This is a genomic window from Acidimicrobiia bacterium (assembly GCA_041394025.1).
Taxonomy (GTDB): Bacteria; Actinomycetota; Acidimicrobiia; order IMCC26256; family JAOSJL01; genus JAOSJL01.
Genome location: JAWKJA010000002.1, coordinates 380,350 through 400,766, shown reverse-complemented (window position 1 = coordinate 400,766; position 20,417 = coordinate 380,350). Strand labels below are relative to the sequence as shown.

20 protein-coding genes and 1 tRNA gene are annotated in these 20,417 nt (G+C 68.9%); 8 read left to right on the top strand and 13 right to left on the bottom strand.

Annotated features, from left to right (window positions below):
• Positions 1 to 20: 20 nt before the first annotated feature.
• From R3A49_01745 to R3A49_01735, 3 genes are all read right to left on the bottom strand, one after another.
• The gene (locus tag R3A49_01745) at positions 21 to 1,562 is read right to left on the bottom strand and encodes an AMP-binding protein (protein ID MEZ5169455.1); all 1,542 of its coding nucleotides are present in this window, start codon (positions 1,560 to 1,562) and stop codon (positions 21 to 23) included.
• Positions 1,555 to 2,904: a MaoC family dehydratase N-terminal domain-containing protein gene (locus R3A49_01740; protein ID MEZ5169454.1), complete on the bottom strand. Its 1,350-nt coding sequence runs from the start codon at positions 2,902 to 2,904 to the stop codon at positions 1,555 to 1,557. The genes R3A49_01745 and R3A49_01740 overlap by 8 nt, the downstream gene beginning before the upstream one ends.
• A gap of 45 nt (positions 2,905 to 2,949) precedes the next feature.
• Positions 2,950 to 3,025 (bottom strand) — tRNA-Gly (locus R3A49_01735).
• A gap of 96 nt (positions 3,026 to 3,121) precedes the next feature.
• Here R3A49_01735 and R3A49_01730 point away from each other — a divergent pair.
• Genes R3A49_01730 through R3A49_01720 form a run of 3 tightly spaced genes read left to right on the top strand, consistent with a single transcriptional unit; the run spans position 3,122 to position 7,309 of the window.
• The gene (locus R3A49_01730) at positions 3,122 to 4,495 is read left to right on the top strand and encodes an FAD-linked oxidase C-terminal domain-containing protein (GenBank protein MEZ5169453.1); all 1,374 of its coding nucleotides are present in this window, start codon (positions 3,122 to 3,124) and stop codon (positions 4,493 to 4,495) included.
• 60 nt (positions 4,496 to 4,555) lie between these two features.
• Complete coding sequence (locus R3A49_01725) at positions 4,556 to 6,109, top strand: acetolactate synthase large subunit (GenBank protein ID MEZ5169452.1); 1,554 nt, start codon at positions 4,556 to 4,558, stop codon at positions 6,107 to 6,109.
• Between the two features lie 24 nt (positions 6,110 to 6,133).
• Positions 6,134 to 7,309, top strand: coding sequence for a hypothetical protein (locus R3A49_01720; GenBank protein MEZ5169451.1), 1,176 nt, complete (start codon positions 6,134 to 6,136; stop codon positions 7,307 to 7,309).
• Between the two features lie 34 nt (positions 7,310 to 7,343).
• Here the strand turns inward: R3A49_01720 and R3A49_01715 are convergent, their stop codons facing one another.
• The 6 genes from R3A49_01715 to R3A49_01690 form a co-directional block, all read right to left on the bottom strand.
• A complete protein-coding gene (locus R3A49_01715; GenBank protein ID MEZ5169450.1) occupies positions 7,344 to 8,282 on the bottom strand; it encodes a TIGR03621 family F420-dependent LLM class oxidoreductase in 939 nt (312 codons plus the stop codon).
• Between the two features lie 62 nt (positions 8,283 to 8,344).
• A complete protein-coding gene (gene dut, locus R3A49_01710; GenBank protein MEZ5169449.1) occupies positions 8,345 to 8,779 on the bottom strand; it encodes a dUTP diphosphatase in 435 nt (144 codons plus the stop codon).
• Between the two features lie 39 nt (positions 8,780 to 8,818).
• The gene (locus R3A49_01705; GenBank protein ID MEZ5169448.1) at positions 8,819 to 9,421 is read right to left on the bottom strand and encodes a DUF3501 family protein; all 603 of its coding nucleotides are present in this window, start codon (positions 9,419 to 9,421) and stop codon (positions 8,819 to 8,821) included.
• Positions 9,422 to 9,432: 11 nt separating this feature from the next.
• Entirely contained in the window at positions 9,433 to 10,707 is a 1,275-nt protein-coding gene (locus tag R3A49_01700; protein MEZ5169447.1) for a heterodisulfide reductase-related iron-sulfur binding cluster, read from the bottom strand.
• A 127-nt stretch (positions 10,708 to 10,834) separates the two neighbouring features.
• Entirely contained in the window at positions 10,835 to 11,254 is a 420-nt protein-coding gene (locus R3A49_01695) for a rubrerythrin family protein (protein MEZ5169446.1), read from the bottom strand.
• 105 nt (positions 11,255 to 11,359) lie between these two features.
• On the bottom strand, positions 11,360 to 11,770 hold the full coding sequence (locus R3A49_01690) for a Fur family transcriptional regulator (protein ID MEZ5169445.1): 411 nt from the start codon (positions 11,768 to 11,770) through the stop codon (positions 11,360 to 11,362).
• A 75-nt stretch (positions 11,771 to 11,845) separates the two neighbouring features.
• Between R3A49_01690 and R3A49_01685 the strand changes: the two genes are divergently transcribed.
• Complete coding sequence (locus R3A49_01685; protein MEZ5169444.1) at positions 11,846 to 12,298, top strand: hypothetical protein; 453 nt, start codon at positions 11,846 to 11,848, stop codon at positions 12,296 to 12,298.
• On the opposite strand, the gene R3A49_01680 is transcribed toward R3A49_01685, so the two are convergent.
• Complete coding sequence (locus R3A49_01680) at positions 12,261 to 13,241, bottom strand: ketol-acid reductoisomerase (GenBank protein ID MEZ5169443.1); 981 nt, start codon at positions 13,239 to 13,241, stop codon at positions 12,261 to 12,263. The two genes, R3A49_01685 and R3A49_01680, sit on opposite strands and share 38 nt — an antisense overlap.
• A gap of 22 nt (positions 13,242 to 13,263) precedes the next feature.
• Here R3A49_01680 and R3A49_01675 point away from each other — a divergent pair, with 22 nt between their 5' ends.
• Positions 13,264 to 14,181: a DUF559 domain-containing protein gene (locus R3A49_01675; GenBank protein MEZ5169442.1), complete on the top strand. Its 918-nt coding sequence runs from the start codon at positions 13,264 to 13,266 to the stop codon at positions 14,179 to 14,181.
• 53 nt (positions 14,182 to 14,234) lie between these two features.
• On the opposite strand, the gene R3A49_01670 is transcribed toward R3A49_01675, so the two are convergent.
• Positions 14,235 to 14,888, bottom strand: a complete 654-nt coding sequence (locus R3A49_01670; GenBank protein MEZ5169441.1) for a class II aldolase/adducin family protein — start codon at positions 14,886 to 14,888, stop codon at positions 14,235 to 14,237.
• A gap of 60 nt (positions 14,889 to 14,948) precedes the next feature.
• Entirely contained in the window at positions 14,949 to 15,926 is a 978-nt protein-coding gene (locus R3A49_01665) for an NAD(P)-dependent oxidoreductase (GenBank protein ID MEZ5169440.1), read from the bottom strand.
• 150 nt (positions 15,927 to 16,076) lie between these two features.
• On the opposite strand from R3A49_01665, the gene R3A49_01660 reads away from it, so the two are divergent.
• Both R3A49_01660 and R3A49_01655 read left to right on the top strand, forming a co-directional pair.
• Positions 16,077 to 16,886, top strand: a complete 810-nt coding sequence (locus R3A49_01660; GenBank protein ID MEZ5169439.1) for an enoyl-CoA hydratase-related protein — start codon at positions 16,077 to 16,079, stop codon at positions 16,884 to 16,886.
• Positions 16,887 to 16,908: 22 nt separating this feature from the next.
• Positions 16,909 to 18,432, top strand: a complete 1,524-nt coding sequence (locus R3A49_01655; protein MEZ5169438.1) for an acetyl-CoA acetyltransferase — start codon at positions 16,909 to 16,911, stop codon at positions 18,430 to 18,432.
• A gap of 40 nt (positions 18,433 to 18,472) precedes the next feature.
• Here the strand turns inward: R3A49_01655 and R3A49_01650 are convergent, their stop codons facing one another.
• On the bottom strand, positions 18,473 to 20,053 hold the full coding sequence (locus R3A49_01650; GenBank protein ID MEZ5169437.1) for a glycosyltransferase: 1,581 nt from the start codon (positions 20,051 to 20,053) through the stop codon (positions 18,473 to 18,475).
• Positions 20,054 to 20,175: 122 nt separating this feature from the next.
• Between R3A49_01650 and R3A49_01645 the strand changes: the two genes are divergently transcribed.
• Entirely contained in the window at positions 20,176 to 20,400 is a 225-nt protein-coding gene (locus R3A49_01645) for a hypothetical protein (GenBank protein MEZ5169436.1), read from the top strand.
• Positions 20,401 to 20,417: the final 17 nt, after the last annotated feature.

Below are 20,417 nucleotides of genomic sequence, written 5' to 3'. Positions count from 1 at the left end.
GGGTGGGCCAGGAGCAGGCCTCAGATCGCGTACTCGGCACGAAGGTGCCGCTTGAACAGCTTCCCGGTGTCCGTCCGGGGTAGTGAGTCACGGAAGCGTACGGCCTTCGGGCACTTGTACGCGGCGAGGTTCTCGCGACAGTACGCGACCAGTGCGTCAGCGAGTTCCTCGGTCGGCTCGACACCGTCGACGGGGACCACCAGGGCCGTGACGATCTCCCCCCACTCCTCGTCGGGAAGGCCGATCACGGCGCAGTCACCCACCGACGGGTGGTCGCCGAGGACCTCTTCCACCTCGAGCGGGTACACGTTGACACCGCCCGTGATGATCATGTCCTTGGCACGGTCGGAGATGAACAGATAGCCGTCGTCGTCGAGATACCCGATGTCACCCAGGGTGAACCGTGTGCCCCGGTGCACCTCGTCGGTCCGGTCGGGGTCGGGCTGCGCGTCGTCACCCACGTACTCGAAGGTGCGCCGACCCATGTCGAGGAAGATGTGGCCCACCTCGCCGGGTGGAAGCGGATTCCCGTCGTCGTCGAGGATCTCGATCGTGACGCCCCGGACGCTCCGGCCCACCGTGCCGGGCTTCTCCAGCCATCGGTGCGGTTTGGCGATCGTTGCCGCACCCTCCATCCCCCCGTAGGTCTCCCAGATGACGGGTCCCCACCAGTCCATCATCCGCTGCTTGACCGTCTTCGGGCACGGGGCCGCTCCGTGCGCCACGACCTCGAGAGTGGACACGTCGTAGCGCCGCTTCGTCTCCTCGGGGAGATCGAGCAGGCGGTGGAACATCGTCGGCACCATGTAGGCGGTCGTGACACGGTGTGTCTCGATGGCGGCCAGCACGGCTTCGGGATCGAAACGCGGGAGGATCACGAGGGCCTGCCCTGCGTTGAGCGCGCCCATGTAGAACGCGTGGGCGCCACCGTGGTGCATCCCTGCAGAGCACAGGTGCACGCCGCTCAACGGCTCGAAGGCAAAGGCCTTCCCGAACACCGCTTCGGCGTTGGCGCGCTCTGACGGGTCACCCTGGGCGTCGGGACGCCGGATCCCCTTCGGCTTTCCCGTCGTCCCGGAGGAGAATGGATAGAGCTGCCCGACGGCACGTTTCTCGGGCGGATCGTTCGTGAAGCCGTCGAGGAGCTGCTCCTCACTCACCATTCCGTCGACCGTGCCGACGACGGCCGTTGCCGCCAGGCCGCTGCGCTCCGACAGCTCACACATCACCTCGGTGAACTGCTCGTGGCCGATCAGGGCCCTGGTCTCCGAGCCCGCGAGTACACCGGCGATCTCGTCGGCGGAGAGATGCGTGTTGAGGAGCACGTAGCGCCAGCCGGCCTCCTGGCACGCCAGCCACCACTCGATGATCGTGGTGTCGTTGGGGAGCAGAGCCGCCACGGAGTCGCCCAGCCGGAGCCCGGCAGCGCGCAGGGCGTGGACGATCCGGTGGGCGCGTCCTGTCAACTCCCCGAATGTCCGCGGGCCCGATGGTGCCTCGACGACCGCGGGGAGATCCGGCCGGTCCTCGGCGATCCACCACACGCCGAGCCGATCAGTCACCGGTACTCAGCTCGTTGTGGCGGGCGAACATTGCGTTCGCCTGGCGTTGCAGCCCGACGGGGACCGGTGGAAGCGTCGGGAGGCCGGCGTCGCGGCTCGGCAGCGCGACCCGGGCAGCTCCGTAGGCCGTCTCGACGTCGTTCTGGTTGAGCATGTGCAGGTCGAGGTCGACGACGGGGCGGCCCTCGTGCTCCCGCTTGCCCGTCACCGTTCCCGACAGGAACTGGGTGTCGCCGTGGTAGTTGAACTTGCGGATGGAGTCCTCGAGGCGCTCGATGAAGGCGTCGTCACCGGCCCAGTCCGAGACGTGGTGGTAGAGCCATGACTGGCGCATGACGCCGTAGTCGTAGGCCATCGGGTTGCCGATCGCCTTCGCCCACTCCGAGTCCCAGTGGAGCCGCTGCGCCACGTCGGGAACCCCCTGCTCGTTCTTGATGTAGAACGCGGGGATTCGCCGGCGGTTCCTGTAGCCCAGCCGCGAGGAGCGCAGCCCGTAGGGCACGAAGCCGTAGCCGCCCGCGTGGAAGGCGATGATCTCGGTGACGGTGAGCGGCCCCTTCACCATGGGGTCGAGCTCATCGCCGACCTCGACGTCCTCCCAGTAGCGCCTCTCGGCACCTCGGGGCTTCTCCGACTCGTAGATCGCGTCGATCCGCTCCAGGTCCTCGTCGGTGTAGGTGGCCGGCTCGATGGCCGCGTACTTGCCACGCGACCGGGACTTCCTGCGCGCGGTCTCGACCCGGAGGATCCGGTAGACCCCGATGACCTCACCCCGCTGGTTGATGGCAACGTCGCGTCGCACCCGGACAACCGATCGCCCGGCGAACTCGGACTCCTTCTCCTCGATCGACTCCTCGCCGGCGAAGGAGTAGACACGGTCGCCCGGGTAGAGCGGGCGGTACCAGTCCCACGTGCCGCCGGACACGAACACGTGCACGCCACGGAAGAGCCCCTTCGTGGCCTCCTTGATGTCGGCGGGTATCGGGTCGCCGCGCATCGGGGTCTTGACATGGCCGACCATCGTGCCGTGGGCGATCTGGGAGCCCCACCGTGTCGACGGACCGTACGTCTCGTCGATGTAGAGCGGGTTGTCGTCACCAACTCCCATCGCCCAGTTCCTGATGGCGTCGGGCGTTGCAACCGAGTAGAGCTCCCGCGCCCTCGAGGCGGTGTCGATACCGAGGAGAAGCTGTGCCCGCCCGATGTCGTCGTCGGTGAGGTCGTGCTCGAGGGCCTTCTCGAACTCCTTCTCGAGCTCGGGATCGACCTGAAGCGAGGAGTCCGTGGAATCGGCTGTCTTCCGTGCCTCCCGGGAAGGTCCGGTGGAAGAATCCGACGACATGCGCGTGCCTCCTGCGTCCCCCCGGCACGCTGTGCGAGTTTTTCCTGGAGCGGACGACGGGATTCGAACCCGCGACCCTCACCTTGGCAAGGTGATGCTCTACCAACTGAGCCACGTCCGCGCGAAATCGCAGGATACCCGGTGGCACCCGTTGTCGGTACAGTCCGGGCGGTGCCCGACCCGGGCCGGACGCAGTCGACACACGGAGGTGGGGGCGATGACCGTGCTGCTGGACTCCCTGGCCGATGTCGTGGGGGCGTCCCACGTTCTCACGGGCGACGCCATCAGTGAGGACTACCTGCACGACGAAGCGCTCACGGCGTCGTCACAGGCACCTGTCGCCGTAGTGCGTCCTTCGACGACGGCCGAGGTCGCCGAGATCCTGCGGCACGCCGACGAGAGCGGCACGCCCGTCACCGCCCGGGGGTCCGGGACCGGTCTGTGCGGGGCGGCGATCCCCCGCTCCGACGGCCTCATGATCTCGCTCGAGAGGATGAACGAGATCCTCGAGATCGACATCGACAACCAGGTCGCCGTCGTGCAGCCCGGGGTCACGCTCGACGACCTCGACGAGGCGCTCGCACCGCTCGGCTACTTCTACCCCGTGTTCCCGGGCGAGAACAGCGCCTCCATCGGCGGGAACGTCGCCACGAACGCCGGTGGGATGCGCGCCGTGAAGTACGGGGTCACGCGCCATCGCGTCCTCGGCCTCGAGGCCGTGCTCCCCACCGGTGAGGTGATCCGAACGGGTGGGAAGTTCGTGAAGGCCACGACGGGCTACGACCTCACACAACTCATCACGGGGTCGGAAGGCACGCTCGCGGTGGTCACCGAGGTGACGGTCAAGATCGAGCGACGGCCCGAGTACTCGGCCACGGTCCTGGCCCCCTTCTCGACACTCCACGAGATCACCCGGGCGATTCCGGCGATCATCGCGAGCGGCGCCGACCCGACCCTCCTCGAGTACATCGACATGATGGGCATGGCTGCCACGACGGAGTCGGAGGGCCTCGATCTCGGCATCCCCGACGAGATCACCGAGAGCGCCCTCGCCTACCTCGTGGTGCTCCTCGAGAACAAGGACGCCGGCCGCGTCGAGGAGGACGTCACCGCCCTGGGAGAGCTCCTGACGGATCTCGGCGCCCTCGACCTCTACGTCCTCCCCGATCAGGCCGCGACGCGCCTGATCACGGCACGCGAACGTGCCTTCTGGGTCGCCAAGGCGCGCGGCGCCGACGACATCATCGACGTCGTGGTTCCCCGGGCGTCGATCCCCGACTACCTCCAGTCGGTGGCCGACATGGCGGCCGCCAACGGTGCGCTCGTGGCCGGTGCCGGCCATGCGGGCGACGGCAACGTCCACCTCGCCGTGTTCCAGCCGGATGACGGAAAACGCCACGCGCTCATGCACGACATCCTCGCCGCGGGAATGGACCTCGGCGGTGCGATCTCGGCTGAACACGGCATCGGCACCGAGAAGCGCCCCTTCTTCCTCGAGCTCGAGGACCCCGCCAAGCTCGACCTGATGCGCCGGGTCAAGACGGCGTTCGACCCCCACGGCATCCTCAACCCCGGCACGCTGCTCGACTGACACGAACGCCCCACACGACGCAGGCCCGACACAGGCCGCACGACACATCGGAGGAAGACCGTGAACGGAGCCCAGGCTCTCATCCGCACGCTGGTGGCGAACGGCGTCGACACGTGCTTCACCAACCCCGGCACGTCGGAGATGCACTTCGTGGCGGCACTCGACGACGTGCCCGACATGCGGGGCGTTCTCGGCCTCTTCGAAGGCGTCTGCACCGGCGCAGCCGACGGCTATGCCCGGATGGCCGAGAGGTCCGCCGCCACACTGCTGCACCTCGGGCCGGGTCTCGGGAACGGAATCGCCAACCTGCACAATGCCCGTCGGGCGAGGGTCCCCCTCGTGAACATCGTCGGCGACCACGCCACGTACCACACGAAGTTCGACGCACCCCTGGAGTCCGACATCGCCGCGCTGGCCTCCAACGTGTCGGGCTGGATCCGTCGCAGCACCTCACCCTCGGCAGTCGCCGGCGACGGCGCTGCCGCCGTGGCGGCCGCCGAGGGCCCTCCGGGTCAGGTCGCCACCCTCATCCTCCCCGCCGATGTGTGCTGGACCGAGGGAGCGGAACCGGTCGGTCGTGCCCGGAGACCCGGTTCCGGTCAGGTACCCGACGCCGTCGTCACCGGCGTACTCGACGCGCTCAGGAGCGGTGAGCCCGCGATGATCCTCCTGGGCGGTTCGACCCTTCGGGAGCCCGGGCTGGTGGCCGCCTCTCGCTGCGCCCGCGCGACTGGTGCACGGCTCCTGGCCGAGACATTCCCGACACGGCTCACCCGCGGCTCCGGTGTTCCCGCCGTCGACCGGGTGGCATACCTGGCGGAGCTGGCGGCCCTCCAGTTCGAGGGCCTCCGACACCTGGTGCTCGTCGACACCGCAGCGCCCGTGTCGTTCTTCGCCTACCCCGACCGCCCGAGCTCCCTGGTACCCGACGGATGCACGGTCCACACGCTCGCCTCGGGGAGCGACGACGCTGTCGGAGCGCTCGAACACCTCGCCGACGCGCTCGGTGCCGACCAGACCGTGGACCGCGCACCCACCGGGCGACCCGACCGCCCGACCGGCGACCTCACCGCCGAGACCGTGTGCGCCGCACTGGGAGCGACGCTTCCGGAGAACGCCGTCGTGTCGGACGAGGGGGCCACCGGCGGAATCTACGCAGCCGGTGCCACCGCCGGCGCTCCACCGCATGACTGGCTCACACTCACCGGCGGGGCCATCGGACAGGGAATCCCCGTCGCCACGGGTGCCGCGATCGCGGCCCCCGACCGGCCCGTCGTCAACCTCCAGGCCGAGGGCAGCGCGCTTTACACGCTCCAGGGTCTGTGGACGCAGGCCCGGGAGGGTCTCGACGTGACGACGGTCATCCTCAACAACCGCTCGTACGCCATCCTGAACATGGAGTTGGCGCGTGTCGGTGCCGGCGAGCCGGGCCCCCTCGCGAAGCGGATGCTCGATCTCTCCGGGCCGGATCTCGACTTCATGTCGATGTCGGAAGGACTCGGCGTACCGGCCGAGCGTGCCGAAGATGCCGAGGACTTCACAGCCAAACTCGAGAAAGCGATCGCCGAACCGGGGCCGCACCTGATCGAGGCGGTCGTGCCCGCCGGCTTCTGACCCCGACCCGGCAACGCCGTGGACATGAACGCCCTCCTGCACCACACGGCGTCGACGGCGACAGCCGTCGGCGAGCTCGCCCTCGGGCTCTCTCCCTGGGCGCCGAGGCCGCGTCCGGGATCGCTCGACGACATCACGCCCGACACGCTCACCCGTCTCCTCGCCCCGGCGGTGCCCCACGCCCGCGTCGTGTCGATCGAGACCGTCGGTGGTACGGCCGGGACCACCGATCGACGTCGCCTCGACCTCCGCTGGAACGAGGCAGGGCGCGAAGCGGCCCTACCCTCTTTCGTCTTCGCCAAAGCGACCGCGCGCCCTCCGCAGAACCGCGCCCTCGGCGGCTTCCTGCGGATGACGACCAACGAGGTCGACTTCTACCGGTTGGTGCGCGACGACGTGGCGGAGATCGCGCCGGTCTGCTTCGCCGCCGACAGCACCCACGGTGGGCGCTTCTTCCTCCTCCTCGAAGACCTCGAGTCGGCCGGCTGCAACGTCTCCATCCTGTCGGACCGCTGCGACATGACACGCCTCGAGGCGACCATGGACACGCTGGCCCTCCTGCACACGCGGTTCTGGGACAGCGACCGATTCGCGGGAGACCTGGCCTGGGTGGCCCCGCAGCGGCGACGGCCGGGCTTCGCCCTGGAGACGGTGCTCTTCAGGGGTTCGAGGCGTGCGGTCCTGCGGTCGGGCCGTGAAGTCCCCGATCGGGTCCGGAGCCTCACCCGACTCCTCTCACGCGAAACGTGGCCGATCGCCCGGCTGTGGGAACAGGGCCCACTCACGTTCGTCCACGGAGACAGCCACCTCGGCAACTCGTACGCCCGACCCGACGGCGCAGCCGGGTTCTTCGACTGGCAGGTCGTGCACCGGGCGCACGGTATGCGTGACGTCGCGTACTTTCTCGGGACCTCCGCGCCCACGGAGCTCCGGCGCGCCCACGAGCGTGATCTCGTCGACCGCTACGTGGAGCGCCTCCACGAGGGAGGTGTGCGCGACCTCGACCGTGACGCGGCATGGGAGATGTACCGGGTCTTCGCGGTCGACGCCTGGGATGCGGTGTGTGTGACGGCGGCCTTCAGCGGCCTCCAGAGCGAGGCGAGCATGGAGCGCGGCTTCCAGCAGGCACTCGCGACGGTCGACGACCTCGACAGTCTCGAGGCCGTCGAGCGCGCTCTGCGACGGGGCGCGCTGACGTAGCCCTTTCCGGACCGACGGCCCGGGTGGGCTCCGGCTACTGGCCGGCGAGGCGCTCCACGACCGGGGCGAAGCTCTCGATCTCGTCGCCCCCGACGACGATGTAGGAGAAGCCCCACTCCTCGCGCCGCTCGTAGCACCGGTCGACGATCTCGTCCACGGAGCCCACGAGCGCCAACGAAGATGCCAGCGCCGTTTCAGGATCGATGTCGACACCGAAACCGGCGGCGATCGCCTCCGCGTAACCACGGGCGTCGTCCGTGACAGCAGCGAGGAAGTAGCGGACCTGGAGTTCGATGTCGTCGAAGCGGTCACCGGCTGCGTCGCGCACCCACCCGATCTTCACCGTGGTGGCGTCCGCGAGAGCGTCGTCCATGATCGTGGGATCGACAGCACCGGCAGCCAGGCTGGGGTTGACGCCGATGATGTCGGCCTCACGCGCCGCCAGCGACAGGACGCGCTTGCCTCCGCCACCGATGAGGAGAGGAGGGTGCGGCTCCTGGACCGGCTCGGGCGTGGCGTCGTAGTCGGCGATCGTGTAGTGATCGCCGGTGAAGCTGAACGGTCCCGGCGACCAGGCCCCCTTCACGACCTGGATGGCCTCGGCGAGTCGGTCGATCCGCACGCCGGCCCGGTCGTAGTCGAGGCCGAGCTCCTCGTAGTCGGCGATCATCCAGCCGGCGCCGAGCCCGAGTTCGAGGCGGCCGTCCGAGAGGAGGTCGACGGTGGCGGCCTCCTTGGCCACCTCGGCAGGATGGCGGTAGTCGTTGCCGAGAACCAGCGTTCCGACGCGCAGGGTGTCCGTGGCCGCCGCCGCTGCCGCGAGTGCCGGCATCGGCGACAGCATCGTGTCGTCGTAGTGGTCGGGCATGAAGAGCGTCGAATAGCCGAGGTCCTCCAGCTTCCGGGCCTGGTCCGCCCAGTCCCGGCCGGAGGACGCCTCGGCGAGCTGGACTCCGAACCGGAAGGGGTGCATGGCTCTCCTCGTTCGCGTCGGCGATCGGGCCACGCCGCTACGGGCGTGTCGGTGTGAGCAGGCTACCGGCCGGTGGAGCCGAAGCCGCCCTGACCGCGCGTGGTGTCACCCAACTGCTCCACCTCGTGCCACGTGATGCTCTCCACACGCTGGATGACGAGCTGCGCGATTCGGTCACCGACGGACACCTCGTAGGACGTGGAGGCATCGGTGTTGACGAGGATGACGCGGATCTCGTCGCGGTACCCAGGGTCGATCAGCCCCGGGGTGTTGAGGCAGGTGATCCCGTGTCGTGCGGCGAGGCCCGAGCGTGGCTGCACGAACCCTGCATGCCCCGGCGGGATCGCCACGGCGATCCCCGTTGGGATCAGGGCGCGGCCGCCACCGGGCTCGAGGAGCGCGGCCTCACAGGCGACGAGGTCGTAGCCGGCGTCATCGAGATGGCCCGCGACGGGAAGCTGCGCCTCGGGACGCGTACGCGTGACCTCGATCTCCATGGGCGCACAATTCTACGGGCGGGTGTGTGGTCGCACCGCTCAGAGGTCGGCGGCCAACTCGTCGCGTTGCGCCGGGCTCAGCTCCACCGACTCCCGGTAGGCCGGGTGCGTCGCCTCCAGGAACGCCGGTCCCTCGCGCAGCGAGGCCGCCTGCTCGTGGCTGAACCGGAACTTCACATAGTGCACGGCCGGCGTCGTTTCGTCTTCGCGGGTGAGGCGCTCCTCGTCCTCGGGGATGGACTCGACAAAGCTCCCCGGCGAGTCCGCGACGTCATCCTGGTGACCGAGCCGGAACCGCACCTGACGCTGGATCCCCACGAGCTTGGGTAGCCACTCGCGAAGTTGCTCCTCGCTCGTGAGCTCCAGGAACAGCGTGGCTGACAACTGCCCCGGCTCGGGAATGAGCTCGTTGTAGACGTCGACCTCGTTCCTGATCTGGTCGTCGCGCAACATGTGCTCGGCGCGCGCCATCTCCTGGATCTGGAAGCGGACGGTGTCGGTGTTCTCGAACGTGAGCGTGAGGATCGTGCCGAGGTGGATTCGGCGACGCTTCTTGAGCTCGATGACGTGGCGGCGGAAGGTGTCGCGTTCGCGCTCGTAGGCACGTTGGTCGACGATCTCGTCGACGGTGAGCTTCTGCATGGGAATGGCCTTCAGTCGTCGTCGGTCAGCCCGTATGCGCGGGCGAGGATCTGGACGGGGTGTGTGGGCGTGCGCCCGGTCGCCTCGTCGATGGCGGTGTTGGCGAGGTGGCAGTCGCCCGCCACGAGCGTGGCGTCGGACTCCTCGACCGTGCGCATCAGAGGCCTGGCGACCTCCCGGGCGAGCTCGACGTTCTCGGCGCGGAGCCCCCAGGTGCCGTCGATTGCCGAGCACTTCTCCACGACCTCGACCCTCGCGCCGGTCAGCTCGAGGAGCTGCCTGCTCCGCGGCCCCATCTGCTGGGCCCGGTAGTGGCAGGCGGCATGCCACACGACGGACTCCGGTACGTCGCCGTCGAAATCTGTATCGAGTCTTCCGTCCTGGTGGAGACCGGTGAGGTGCTCTGTGACGTCCTGCACGGCGCCGGCCACCCGTCGGGCCGCGTCGGACTTGAGATACTCCGGGTACTCGTTCTTCAGGACGTAGGCACAGGTGGGTTGTGGGACGACGATGGGTCGTCCGGACGTCGCGGCCTCGTCGAGAACACCGACGTTCTTCTCCGCGTGCTTCATGAAGCGGTCGACGTCGCCGGCGTCGAGCCACGGCATGCCGCAGCACACCTGGCCCTCGGGGAGGTCGCACCCGACGCCATTGCGCTCGTAGACGCGGACCATGTCCTCTCCGATCGCCGGGTCCTGGTACTCGACGATGCAGGTCGGAAAGAGCGTGACCTCACCGTTGGGTGGGTCGGGCCGGCGAGGATGCGAGCCGAACCAGCGTGAGAATCGGACCTTGGCGAAGTTCGGGAGCAGTCGGTCGGAGGCGATGCCGACGGTCTTCTCCATGGCTCGCCGGATCCACGGTGTTCGGTTCGCCGCGTTGACGACGCCGGGCATCGTGGTGGCGACCTTCCCCTGGAGATCGGTGCGGGCGAGCACAGCCGCCGACCGGTCGACCTTCCCCTCGGCGTGCTGGATCGACAGCGACCGCATCATGAGGCGCGGGAAGTCGAGCTCCCATTCATGCGGGGGGACGTAGGGGCACTTCAGGTAGCAGAGCTTGCACTGAAAGCACTCGTCGACGATGCGGTCGTGCTCGCCCTCGGTGAGAGCCGTCGGGTCGTCGCCGTGCTTCTCGTCGATCAGCTCGAAGAGCGTCTCGAACGACGGGCACAGGTTCCAGCAGAGCCGGCAGCCGTGACAGAGGTCGAAGACACGGTCACGTTCCGCTCTGGCATCGGCGGCATCGAGGTACGCCCGGTCGTGCGGGTCGTATGTGATGGTCACTCACTCACCTCTGGTCCCCGAGGGTGTCGGTCGGTCAGGACCGGGCCGTGACCCGGTCGACGGCTGTGGGCGCCCGGAGGGGCCGCCCATCGGCCCCTCCACCGCCCTGTGTCAGCTCAGGTCTGTGTCAGCTCAGGCCCTCGAGGCCGTTGGTGAAGCGACCCGCGTGGCTCTTCTCCGCGCGTGCGAGGGTCTCGAGCCACTCGCCGATCTCCTCGAAGCCCTCGTCGCGGGCCGTGCGGGCAAAGCCGGGGTACATCTCGGTGTACTCGTAGGTCTCGCCCTCGATGGCCGACTTGAGGTTGTCCTCGGTGGTGCCGACCGCCACACCGGTGACCGGGTCGCCCACCTCGGCGAGGAAGTCGAAGTGACCGAACGCGTGGCCGGTCTCGCCCTCTGCCACCGAACGGAACAGCGCCGCCACGTCGGGCTGGCCCTCCACGTCGGCCTTCTGAGCGAAGTAGAGGTAGCGGCGGTTCGCCTGGCTCTCGCCGGCGAAAGCCTCCTTGAGGTTGTCGTGTGTCTTGGTGCCTTCCAGTGCTGGCATCACTCTTCTCCTGTCTCTTTCTTCTCTTTCTTTCTTGTGTTTCTGCTCTCGGGATCTCCGTGTGGCGTCGCATCGACGCCCTGCCGGGCCGATCAGCCCCCGGCCTCACGCACAGCGCTCGCACACGCCGCGGTAGTTGACCTCGACGCTGCCGACGGAGAAGCCGCGACGGTGTCGCGCGGCGACCTGTGGTTCGGTTGCCGGGACGTCGCGGATCATTCCACACCGGATGCACACGAGATGGTGATGAGATTCCTCGACGTTGGGCTCGACGCGCTGCGTGCCGGTCCCGAGGTCGATGAGGCTCACCTCGCCCATGTCGGCGAGATCGTGGACTGTCTGGTACACGGTCTTGAGCGACACGGTGCTCATCTCGGAGAGGACGCGCTCGTGGAGCGCCTCGACCGTCGGATGCGAGGTGTCGCCCCACAGGTGTCGGAACACGCACTCCCGCTGCGGGGTGACCCGTCGGCCCTCCTCGCGGAAGCGGGCGGCGAGCAGCTCGGGTGTCTTCACGGGAGCCAGCTTATCACCAATGGTTGTCAACAGACAATTCTAGTCGACTGAAACCCCTACGCGAGACTGACCGCCGTGTTCATCACGAGCCACGTGTATGCGGGCGCACTCATCGGATCGGTGTGTGAGGACCGGGTCGTACCCGCTTTCGTGGCGGGATTCGCGTCGCATCTCGCCATGGACGCCATGCCCCACTGGGGCGACGACACCCTCTCCTACGGCGACGAGCGGTTCCTGCGCATCGCCCGGCGCGACGGGGTGCTCGGCCTCGTGTCGCTCGTGGGGTTGGTTGCCGCCGCACCGGGTCGCCGCCGTGCCGTGCTGGCGGCCATGGCCGGCTCGACACTGCTCGACGCTGACAAGCCGTGCGCCGTGTTCTTCGGTGTGAATCCGTTCCCCCGCTGGCTCGACCGGTTCCACCACTGGATCCAGAACGAGTCACCGCGTCGGATTCCCCATGAGACGGCCGTGGGCCTCGCCCTGGCAGCCGTCACGATTCCGATGCTGCGCCGCCGAGCTGCTTCCTGAGATCGGCCTCGAACTCCGCGACGAGGGGGCCGGCGTACTGCACCTTGAGGGCGGCCAGGTTTGCGTACCCGGCGTCACGTTCTGCGTCCCACTCGTCGGCGAAGGATCCATCGTCGATGGCTTCGACCAGGTCGTGCATCGTGGTCTCGAGGTCGATTCCGGCGTAGGCGTCGCGGCGTGACAGCTGCCCGTACTGGCTGGTCGGTGAGTGGTGCTCGAGTTGGCGGGCGTAGCCCTCTTCCCTGAGCAGGCGGTAGGTGCGCTCGACCTCGCCCGACAGGAACAGCTCCGTGAGGATCGCCTCCAGTGGGATACCGCGTGCAGACATCTCGTTGACGAAGGTCTGGTTCACGTGCGAGAGCGCGGGCGAGAGCGCCTGTTCGACGGCGAGGTCGAGGACGGCCTCCTGGTGGGGAGTGAGCTCGATCGCACCCTGCCGGAGACCGCCGAGGGCCTTCGCGACGGCGAGGGTTCGCTGCCAGGCGTTGCCCGACAGGTCGCGGTGCACCCCCAGGGCCGTGATGAACCCAACCCCCTCCTCGTAGCAGCGGCGGACCTCAGGACCGAGCATGCGGGGCGCCACCATGCCGATGTCGCCGTCGGGCTCGAAGCGGCCGAAGGCGGGCGTGTACCCGCTGGCAACGACGGTGAGCGCGTCATGCCGTGGTGCGAGGTCGAGGAGCGGAATGACGTCGTCGGGAACGAGGACGCACAGGACATCGGCCGAGGAGGCGTCGGCGACCTCGTGGGCAGGGAACCCCTCCTGCTCGGCCTGCCGGCGGGACTCGTCGGCGCGGGCGTGCACCCGTACGTCGAGGCCGGAGTCCCGCAGATTGAGCGCCCACGAGCGCCCCTGGTTGCCGTACCCGACGACGGCGACCGACGTCCCGTCGAGAACGGAGACGTCGCCGTCGTCCTCGCGAAAGATCCTCGTCACTGTCACACCCCGCTGCTTTGATGCGTCCATGAAGCGCGCTATTCGAACCCCAGGGACGCATCAAATCATCGAGGCGCAGCACGGTCTCATCACGCGGCAGCAGGCGCTGCACGCTGGACTGTCAAAGAGCATGATCGCGCGGCGTCTCGGCAGCGGCACATGGGAACGGTTGGGAGCGGCGGTGTATCGACTCGTTGGAACACGGCGAGGCTGGGAGCAGCGCCTTCTTGCGGCTTGTCTGGCCGGGAACGCGATCGCTTCGCATCGCTCTGCAGCAGCACTCTGGTCCCTCGCCGGATCCACCCGCAGCGTGGTCGAGATCACGACACGTCGCCACCATCGGACGAAGAATCCGGAGGTGTCGTGTCACGAGTCCCACACGCTGTTTGCACAGGACGTGACGGAACTAGACAACATCCCCGTCACGATGCCGACACGCACGATCATCGACCTCGCCGTTGTCCTTCCCGAGGACGACGTCGAGATTGCTCTCGACGATGCCCTGCGACGCAGTCTCACGTCGCTGCCACGCATCCGGACGATGCTCGACGTTCTCGGCCCGCACCGCCCCGGGAGGGCGCGGATGGACCTCGTCCTGGACCGGCGTCCGGAGGGGGACGCTGTACCGGAGAGTTACCTGGAGACCAGGTTCGCACAGGTCGTGAGGAAGGCGGGACTACCCGAGCCGGAGCGCCAGGTTCGGGTCGAGAGCCGGAACCGCATCGCATATCTCGACTTCGCCTACCGGGAAGCGCGTGTTGCCATCGAAGTGGACGGCTACGAAGGACATGGCGGGCGCTCCGCGTGGCAGGCCGGGCTCGAGCGCATGAATCGAATCGGCGAGGTCGGTTGGCAGGTCCTGCACTTCTCGTCGACAGACATTGAGCGACGACCGGATCGGGTTGCGGAGCAGGTGCTCACTGCGCTCAACCGGCAAGCCGCATGAGCATTTGATGCGTCCGTGAGGTTCGCGTAGCGAACCTCACGGACGCATCAAAGTCACGTATTGCGCATCAGCTTGTAGATGCCGTCGAAGCGGTCCATGGTTTCGGCGGGCAGCGGGACGAGGTCACCGAGCTGGCGGGCACCCCACACGATCCGCGCCGTCCTCTCCACGAGTGACGCCACCTTCATCGCCGCCTGGGGATCTTTCCCGACCGTGAGGAGACCGTGGTTGGCCATCAGGACGGCACCGCGGTCCCCCACCCACCGGGCAACCTCTTCACCCAGCTCGTCGGATCCGGTGAGCTGGTACTCGGCCACGGGGACCTCACCGCCCACGTAGATGTCGAACTCCTCGATCACGCACGGAATCGGCTGGCGGGTGACGGCGAACATCGTGGCGAACATCGCGTGCGAGTGGATCACGGCGCCGATGTCGTCGTGGTTCCGCAGACACGCCAGGTGGAGCGCCTTCTCGGTCGTCGGCTCCCGCTCGCCCGACAGCACCTCACCGCCGGGATCGCACACCACCAGGTCGTCGAGCGTCATCTCCTCGTAATCGAGAGACGACGCGGTGAGCACGACGTTGCCATCCGGGAGCCGCGCGGACAGGTTGCCCGAGGTCCCTTCCACGAGCCCCCGGCGAAGCAGCTCCTTGGCCGTCGCCAGGAGTGACTCCTTGACAGCCTGCGTGTCGTCGGTTCCCATGATCGTCGTCCTCCACTCCGCCACACCCCGGGCTCCGGACCTCGTGCCCTGTGCAGGCTGAGCCTACGACCAGAGATCCGGGTTGGCCGCGTGCTCCGGCCGGTCGCCACGCAGGATCCTCTCGAAGTCGTCGGCCACCATCGTCGTCTGCACTGCTTCGGTGTCGTAGGTGGCGCCGCCGATGTGCGGCGTGAGCACGACGTTGCGGAGGCCGATCAGCGGATGGTCCTCGGGCAGCACCTCACCGTCCACGTGGTCGAGCCCCGCCCCACGGAGCTTCCCCGACCGAAGAGCGTCGACGAGAGCGTCGACGTCGTGCAGCGCCGCGCGTGCCGTGTTGAGGTACACGGCGCCGTCGCGCATCGACAGGAACTGCGCGGCGCCCATCATGCCCGCTGTCTCCTCGGTGACCGGTGCGTGCATGGACACGACGTCGGACTCGGCCAGCAGGTCGGGCAACGAATGCGTGGCATCGTCAGCGTACGGGTCGTGGCTGATGACCGTCATGCCCAGGCCCTCCATCCGCCACCTCGTGGCACGTCCCACGGCGCCCAGCCCGACGATGCCGAAGACGCGCCCCGCCACCTGCCAGGCGCGGAACCGCTGGTAGGGGATCGTCCCGCCGGCGAACACCCGACCGGCGCGCATGTCGGCGTCGGCGATCACGATCGAGCGGTTGACCGCCATGAGAAGCGCCACCGTCATCTCGGCCACGGCGTCCGCGTTGCGCCCCGGCGTGTGGACAACCGGAATCTCGGCGGCACTCGCGGCGGCCAAGTCCACGTTGACCGGATCACCCCGGCACACGCCGATGGCCCGCAACGGCCGCTCGAGCACCGGCCCGGTCACGGCGTCACTCTCGACGACCAGCAGGTCGGCCCCCTCGGCGTCGATGCGCTCGGCGAGCTCCTCCGCAGAGTAGATCCGCAGGGGTTCCTGGTCGATCCACGGGTCGAGCACGACGTCGGCGATCGCCCGGAGTCGTTCGAGCCCCTCACCGCGCAACGGTGCGGTCGCCAGTGCCGTGGGTCGGTCCGCCATGCCCCCTGTCTAGCCCGCGTGGTCGGGGACGTCGCTCATGCCCGCAACGGGGACCCCGAGCAGACCCTCCCGGCCCGACGCCGGCCGACCCTCCCGAACCCCAGCCATGACTACGATGCAGGGTTTCGCACCCGTGGGGAACGGACGCACATGGCGATCCACTTCGAGAAGTCCGACGACCACATCGTCGTCGTCACGATCGACCGGCCCGAGGCCAAGAACTCGGCCGACATGGAGCACTTCTTCCAGCTCCGCAGCGCCTGGGAGCGCTTCGGAGCCGACGACGACGCGTGGGTGGCGATCATCACCGGGGTCGGCGACGCATTCTTCACCGGTGCCGATCTCAAGCGCTACATCCCCGAGATCACCAAGTTCCAGAAGCAGATCGCCGATGGTGACGTGGAGGAGATCGACGGATACCGCATCGACGACGGCGTGAAGGCCGTACTGCGCGGCGTGAAGCTCTACAAGCCTGTCATCGCAGCCGTCAACGGCTACTGCACCGCCGGTGGCATGGAGATGCTCGGCGGTATCGACATCCGTCTCGCCGTTCCCGAAGCAAAGTTCGCGGTCATGGAGCCGAAGCGGGGCCTCTTCGCCGGCGGTGGCACCACCGTCCGGCTTCCGCGCCAGATCAGCTTTCCCCACGCCATGGAGTTCCTGCTCTGCGCCGACCTGATCACCGCCGAACGCGCCCTCGCCATGGGACTGCTGAACGAGGTCGTCGGGCCCGACGAGCTCATGGACCGGGCCCACGACTACGCGCGGCGCATCACGGCCAACGCGCCGCTCGCCGTCCAGGCCACCAAGCGCAGCGTCCTCGAGGGCTTCGGTATGGACATGCGCGACGCGTACAAGAACGAGAGTGCCATCGCCGCCGAGATCTTCCAGACCGAGGACGCGTCGGAAGGCCCGAAGGCCTTCGCCGAGAAGCGCGACCCGGTCTGGAAGGGGCGCTGAGCCGGCGGCGGAGGGTAGTGGAATGGACGTCGACCCCCGTACCCCCTGCATCGTGGGCGTCGGCACCCGCACCTGGCATCCGGAGGACGTCGGCGCCGACGGCGCCCCCGAGCCGCTCACCATGTGGGAGGACGTCGCCCGCCTGGCCGGGGACGACTCCGGTGCGTCGGGCGACGTGCTCGGTCGGGTCGACTCGCTCGACGTCGTCTACTGCCAGACCTGGCAGTACGACGACCCGCCGGGCCGTCTCGCCACCCGGCTGTCGGCGGCGCCCGCACGAGCCCACTACTCGGGAATCGGGGGGACGACGCCACACCAGCTGCTCGTCGACGCCTCGCGGCGGATCCTCGACGGCACGAGCGACGTAGCACTCATCGCGGGCGCCGAGGCACTCGCCACGGCGCGGGTTCTGAGGAAGCGCGGTGAGCGACCGTCGTACTCGTACGCACCCGATGAGAAGCGGCCGTTCCCCTGGGAAGCCCCGTTCCACCCGGCCGAGGTGGCCCACGAGGTGTTCCAGGCCTGGCTCACCTTCGCCACCTTCGACAACGCGCGACGCGCCCACCTCGGCATCGGACTCGACGACTACCGCAACGCCGCCGGACGGTTGCTCGCCCCCATGACCGCCGTCGCCGCGGCAAACCCCGAGGCGTGGTTCCGCACCGAGCGGACACCCGACGAAATCGTGACACCCACCCCCGGCAACCGCATGGTCGGATACCCGTACACCAAGTACATGGTCGCCGTCATGGATGTCGACATGGCGGCGGCTCTCCTGGTGACGAGCCACGAGACAGCCGACTCCCTCGGCGTGCCGACCGACCGCCGCGTCTACCCGCGTGGGTGGTGCTACGCGACCGACCCGGTGCTCGTGGCTGAGCACCCCGAGATGTGGCGATCACCCGCACTGGCCGCAGCCGGAAAGGCCGCTCTCGACGCGGCGGGAACGGGCATCGAGGACATCGCCCACCTCGACCTCTACAGCTGTTTCGCCGCCTCCCTCAACTTCGCCCGCGACGCCCTGGGCCTCGACACCGGCGACCCGCGGCCGCTCACGGTCACCGGCGGGCTTCCCTACCACGGCGGCCCCGGAAGCAACTACCTGACCCACTCGCTCGCCGCCATGACCCGCTCGCTGCGGAACGACCCGGGATCGTTCGGGCTCGTGAGTGGCGTGGGCATGCACATGACCAAGCACGCCGTCGGGATCTACTCCACCGACCCGGGGCCCCTGCGCCCCGTCGACGAGTCGGCCGTCCAGGCTCGACTCGACGCCGGAGCGCGACCCACCGTGCTCCACGACCACGAGGGCCCCGCCACCGTCGCCGCGTACTCGGTCGTCCACGACCGGGAGGGCAATCCCGACTGGGGGCTCCTGGTCTGCGATGTGGACGACAACACCCGGTGCTACGCGCGCCTCGAAGATCCCCACGGGTTGGACGAAGCGGAACGCACCGAGCTCGTCGGAACGGCCGTGACCCTCGCACCGACGGAGCGCGACGGCCCGGCGGGGACCCAGCGTGTGAACGTGGCGTACCCGGCCTGACGGGTACTCGCCGCGTCGCCTCTCGGCCCGACGGCGACGATCAGCCGACGCTCGCGGGGACCCTGGCGACGACGAGCACCGAGAGGCCGAAGGGGAGATCGAAGCGGCCGAGCAGGGCGGCCTCCATTCGGGCGAGGAAGTCGCCGAGTCGGTTGACCCAGCCCACAGCGTGGCTCACCTCGTCCTGCGTACGGTCACCGACCAGGTGACGCAACGGCGTGCGACGGAGCAGCAGCGCCAACGGAACGAGCCAGGAGTGGAAGTACGTCGCGCGCTGCACCTCGAGACCCGCGAGGCGCACCGCCCGCTCCAGTTCGCCGATCGTGTAGCGACGGCGGTGCCCGAGCTCTTCGTCGTGAGCGCTCCACGCCCACCGGTAGGCGGGCACGCTGAGGATCACCGTCCCTCCGGGGCGCACGACACGGCCGTACTCGACGAGCACCGAAACGTCGTCGTCGAGATGCTCGATCACGTCGAGCGACGTCAGCACGTCGACACTGTCGTCGGCCACCGGGACCGACTCGGCGGTGGCGCGCAGGAACTCCGGCCCGGCGATCCTGTCGGCCCGGGCGAGGTCGAGAGCGTGCGCACTCGGGTCGATGCCGACGGCCAGCCCGTAGTCGGGGATGGCGAGCTCGTTGACGGTGGCGCCCGTTCCGCAGCCGGCGTCGAGGAGCCGACCGTGGCGGACACCGGCCCGGGCGAGCTCCCGCGCCACGAGACGGCGCTTCGCGCGGAACCACCAGTGGTCGCGCTCCACGTCGGCCATCACGTCGAACCGGTCGTCGTTCATGGCGCCGGCGTCGGGCGACCAGGTCCGCAGGCTGCGCCGGAGGCGCAACACGTCGACGACGGCCCTCGTGCCATCGCGCAGTGTCCGGAAGCGGCTGTTGTCGTCGTGTGCCCACGGGATCGGAATCTCGACGATGTCGTACCCGGCAACCTGCGCGCGGGAGAGGACCTCCACGTCGAACGCGAACCGCTCGATCCGCAGATCTCGGAAGAGCGTGACGGCGCACTCGCGGGAGAACGCCTTCAGACCGCACTGGGTGTCGTGGAACTCCGTGAGGTCGACCTGGTGCAGGAGGGTGTTGAAAGCCTTCCCGGCCCACCTCCGGAACCGCGACGGCTTGGCGCGGATGTCGCTGTCGGGGTGCACCCGGGACGTGACGACGACCTCGGCCGCACCCTCCTCGACGAGCTCGAAACAGCGCATGATGGCCTCCACCGGCGCCGAGAGGTCGGCATCGGAAAAGGCCACGGCAGAGCCACGCGACACGGCGACCCCGGCAGCGACGGCACCCCCCTTCCCGTGGTTCCGGCCGAGGCGGATCACCCTCCCCCGGAGCCCGTGGGCACGGATCGCACGCTCCGCGAGATCGGCGGTGCCGTCGTCGCTGCCGTCGTCGACCAGGACCAGCTCGGTGCCGCCCCGGGCGAGCTCGGAGGCGGCCAGGGCACCGATCGAGCGCTCGATACGGGCCGACTCCTCGTACATGGGGATGACGAGGCTGCGGGCGACGGGCTGGGCGTGGGAAGCCGGCGGTGACTCCCTGCCGGCGCCCGCCACGGCGTTGCCCCCCACCCCGGTCGGACCTGCGACACCGCTTGGGCCCTGCACGACGGGCACGGTACCAGGGGGCCTCCCGGGAGCCACCGATCACAGGGGCCGGTCCCTCCCGCATCCCCGTTTCCGACGGTTGGTCCGCTAGCCTTGTGCCTTCCGTAGCACAGGAGGTCCCCGTGCCCAGTTTCGCCTACCTCGACGGTGGCTCTGCCAGCGTCCTGATCGGAGCGATCGTCGCCGGACTCGCCGGTGTGGCGGTCTTCTTCCGTTCGTTGTGGAACCGAATCCGCCACCCCTTCGGCGGCAGTTCGACGGACGACGCCGAGGACATCGACAGCGAGGTCGACCTCACCGACGACGGCGCCGACGCCGGCTCGCTCCCGACCGTCGACCAGGCCTGACGCGCGTCCGCATCCCC